The organism is Fodinibius sp. (assembly GCF_041642155.1).
Lineage (GTDB): Bacteria > Bacteroidota > Rhodothermia > Balneolales > Balneolaceae > Fodinibius.
Window position 1 is genome coordinate 1 of record NZ_JBEPWZ010000273.1, and the last position, 3,968, is coordinate 3,968.

5 protein-coding genes are annotated in these 3,968 nt (G+C 50.2%); all 5 read left to right on the forward strand.

The genetic code is table 11. The annotated features are described in order from the left end of the window. Positions 1 to 438 (forward strand): M15 family metallopeptidase (locus ACESLU_RS12505; RefSeq protein WP_372638975.1); only part of this gene is annotated, 438 nt, incomplete at its 5' end. 7 nt (positions 439 to 445) lie between these two features. Further along, positions 446 to 970 carry an N-acetyltransferase family protein gene (locus tag ACESLU_RS12510; protein WP_372638976.1) on the forward strand — a complete coding sequence of 175 codons (525 nt, stop codon included), beginning with the start codon at positions 446 to 448 and terminating at the stop codon, positions 968 to 970. Between the two features lie 137 nt (positions 971 to 1,107). Then, complete coding sequence (locus ACESLU_RS12515) at positions 1,108 to 2,310, forward strand: MFS transporter (protein WP_372638977.1); 1,203 nt, start codon at positions 1,108 to 1,110, stop codon at positions 2,308 to 2,310. A gap of 100 nt (positions 2,311 to 2,410) precedes the next feature. Continuing rightward, the gene (fni, locus tag ACESLU_RS12520; protein WP_372638978.1) at positions 2,411 to 3,442 is read left to right on the forward strand and encodes a type 2 isopentenyl-diphosphate Delta-isomerase; all 1,032 of its coding nucleotides are present in this window, start codon (positions 2,411 to 2,413) and stop codon (positions 3,440 to 3,442) included. 54 nt (positions 3,443 to 3,496) lie between these two features. Then, positions 3,497 to 3,968, forward strand: a 472-nt coding sequence (locus ACESLU_RS12525; RefSeq protein ID WP_372638979.1) for a polyprenyl synthetase family protein, incomplete at its 3' end; no start/stop codon positions are given.

A 3,968-nucleotide genomic window follows, 5' to 3' on the forward strand; every position in this document is an offset into this window, starting at 1 on the left:
ATCTGGGAGCGGAAGTGGAACAACTCGACAGCTGAGTCTGACCTGGATAAGGCGCTTGAAATACTGGAGTACAGCTCCATGCCGATGACGTCCCGCCACCACTGGGGAACCGATATCGACCTGAATGATTTAAATAACAGTTATTTCGAAAGCGGGCAGGGCAGGAAAGAATACGAGTGGCTGAGGGCTCACGCGAACGATTTTGGATTCTACCAGCCTTACACCGATAAAAGTCTGAACGGCCGCACGGGCTACAATGAAGAAAAGTGGCACTGGTCGTACCTGCCGCTGGCAAGCCAATATTTGAAATTTTATAACCGAAACATCTCCAATGCAGATATCACGGGATTTAAGGGCTCCGAGCTTGCAAAAGAAATTGATATGGTGAACAATTATGTAAATGGCATATCGGCAACGATTAAACAGGAAAGCGAGTAACCTCAAGATGTCCCAAAAAATAAGCACTCACCTGTCAGACTGTTATTTGCGTTTTGCCAGAGAAAAGGATGTCCCTCTCATATTCAATTTCATCCAACGGCTCGCCGAGTACGAGAAAATGTCGGATCAAGTGGTTGCAACCGAAGACCAGCTGCGTAAAAACCTGTTTGGCGATCAGCGGTATGCCGAAGTAGTGCTGGCTTACTACTGCGATCAACCGGTTGGATTCGCCCTCTTCTTTCATAATTTCTCTACCTTCACGGGCGCCCCCGGTATACATCTGGAGGACCTGTATGTCAAGTCTGAGGTCCGCGGCAAGGGAATCGGCAGCACCCTGCTGGGGTTTCTCGCACAATTGGCTGTCGATCGCAATTGTGCGCGCCTGGAATGGACCGTTCTGGATTGGAACAAACCGGCTATAGAATTTTACCGTGCTTTGGGTGCCCGACCACTGGATGAATGGACAACCTTCAGGCTCACCGGTAAATCCCTAAAAAAAGTCGCAACTAACAATACCATCTCCCGCGACTAAAGCCACACCTCACGATATCTACTCTGTCACCGAACTTTTTATTCGGAAAAGAAGTTTAATTTCCTCTGAAACAGCCGTATTTTCCGTGCTGTAATAATTTGGATTACTCTAAAAAACACTGATACCACCATTTTCTTGTGAATTACCTGAGTTTTGTTCTCCGGCAAAAACGTATTCTGACCTTTGGTTTCTCTTTTACCTTTTTTTCCAGTTTCGGCCAGACGTTTCTGATCTCCCTGTTTGTCCCCTATTTTTTACAGGATTTTAACCTGACAAATGCCGAGTTTGGCTCGCTGTATTCTGTCGCCACACTTGGCAGTGCCGCCATTCTTCCTTATCTGGGCCGGCTGATCGATCACCTCCCGTTGAAACAATATGGTATGTATGTGGCTATTGGTCTACTCGTCGCCAGTATTACTCTGGCCCTCTCGTGGCATGTCGCCTTACTGTTTGTCGCACTTTTGCTACTGCGACTTTCTGGACAGGGGCTGAGTTCCCATACTGCCCAGACAGCGATGGCAAGGTATTTCATACAAGAACGGGGGAAGGCTCTCAGCATATCCAGCCTGGGATACCCGATGGGAGAAGGCGTATTCCCGCTCATCGTGGCCGGGATGCTTTCGCTGTTAAGCTGGCGCATGACCTGGGCGGCCTTTGCCTTGGTCATAGCCCTGCTTTTTATACCGTTCATACAGCTGGTGCTCAATGAATCGCACACCAGCCGGCTGGATGAATTGAAAAGCGGGGATACCGACTCCGGGGATTCAAGAAAGTTTTATCAACGTATTTTGAGCGACTCTCATTTTTGGCTGCTGGTTCCCGCTGTTCTGTTGCCCGCCTTCTGGGCGACGGCCCTGTTTTTGTACCAAATTTCCATAGCCGAACAACTGGGATGGACATCCGGACTGCTGGCTACCGCTTTTGTGGCTTTTGCGGGGACTCGTATTGTGAGTTCCCTGGGGGTGGGGCCGCTTATTGACCGATGGAGTGCCCATACGTTATTTCCCTTTTATTTGTTACCTTTTGGTGCCGGGTTAGTGGTTGCCTGGTTTCATCCCGGATCGTGGTCGGCATTTCTGTATATGGGATTGCTGGGAGTGACCATGGGCATGGGCAGCAATATCAAATCGGCCCTATGGGCTGAACTGTACGGTGAGGAAGTCATTGGGACGGTGCGTTCCCTGTTTTCTGCTTTGATGGTGTTCAGTACCGCCTTGAGTCCGTTTATGATAGGCTGGCTGCTGGACCATGATGTCGCCATGACCACGATATTGACGGGGGCCATCGGTTCTATACTCCTGGCAACAATACTTGCGTTTATGGCCTTTAAATATGAATAGCTTATGACTCAGGTAGAATAAGAACAGATGAATGAGGTAATCCTCGAAAAAATAGAGGAAACCAAATCAGGAATGGCAATAAAATTATCCGGCTAATCCAATGTCTATTAAACAACGCAAAAAAGATCATGTGGATTTAACAACGTCGGGTCAGGTTGACTATCAGCAGACAACGGGTTTTGAGCGGTATCGATTTGTTCACAATGCGTTGCCGGAGGTAGACATGGATGACGTATCCACCCGGGCGGACCTGCTGGGACGTACTTTTTCGTTTCCCCTGTTTATCTCGTCCATGACCGGAGGGTACACCGACGCGGGGGCGGTCAATGCCATTATTGCCGAATTTTGCGAAGAATACAACCTGCCTTTTGGGGTGGGGAGCCAGCGGATCATGCTCGAAAATCCGGAAGCCGTATCTTCCTTCGCTATCGTACGGGAGCGCGCTCCCAACGCCTTTATAGCTGCCAATATCGGGGGTGTCCAGCTCTCGGGCGGTCTCCCGCGCAGCAAGATGAGGATGCTTGTCGATACTATTGAAGCGGATGCTGTTATTGTCCATCTGAATCCACTGCAGGAGCTTATGCAACCTGAGGGCGACCGTGCCTTCAAAGGTATTCAGGAAGGTATTGCCCGGCTGGCCGGGCAATGCGATCGGCCGGTCATAGTGAAAGAGACAGGGGCGGGTATTTCCGGAGAGGTAGCCCAGCGACTGCTGGACGCCGGAGCGAAAGTAATTGATGTGGCCGGGGCCGGGGGGACCAGCTGGGCTAAAGTTGAAAATGAACGCAAAAATAACAGGTCCCCACAGCACCAGTTTGACGATTGGGGAATTCCCACTGTTGACTGCCTTCTTCAGTTGACCGAACTCAAAGAAACCCGCCCGTTTGAGATCATGGCCTCGGGAGGTATTCGGTCGAGCCAGGACATCGCCAAGTCATTATGCCTGGGGGCCGGGTTTGCCGCTACTGCCCAGCCCGTTATCAAGGTGGTTGTCGAGGATGGGGCAGAGGGACTGAAATCGCTTTACCACAACTGGCGGCGACAGCTTTGCATAATCCTTACACTGCTCGGCTGTGAACAGATAGACGAACTCGAACGTTGCCACCTTAAATTAAAGTGTCAGGAGCGGTAACATCTTGTCTCAAAATGCTTATATTTGGCCTTTCATAAATTAAGTATGATCCACGTGCAAGCTACAAAACAGGAAGAACTCTCAGATTTAATAGACGAGGGACTCGACCGGCTCGATTTACCGGAAGAGCCAGGGCTGTTATATGACCCGGTGCGATATACGCTTGGAGCCGCGGGCAAGCGGGTGCGCCCACTCTTGACGCTCATAGGCTGTGGCCTTTCCGGCGGGAGAGTTAAAGAAGCCCTTCCTGCAGCTATTGCCATTGAGCTGCTGCATAACTTTACGTTACTGCACGATGATATTATGGATGCTGCCGGCACGCGCAGGGGCAAACCCAGCGTGTATAAAAAATGGAGCGCTAATACGGCCATTCTCTCCGGTGATGCGATGCATGCCAAGGCCTTCAAACAGCTTCAGTATTATGGCTATAATGAAACCTATTCCAAGGAACATTACGCTTTAATCCTCGATATTTTTCTGGACAGCGCACAGCGCGTTTGCGAGGGACAAGCCTATGATCTCGAGT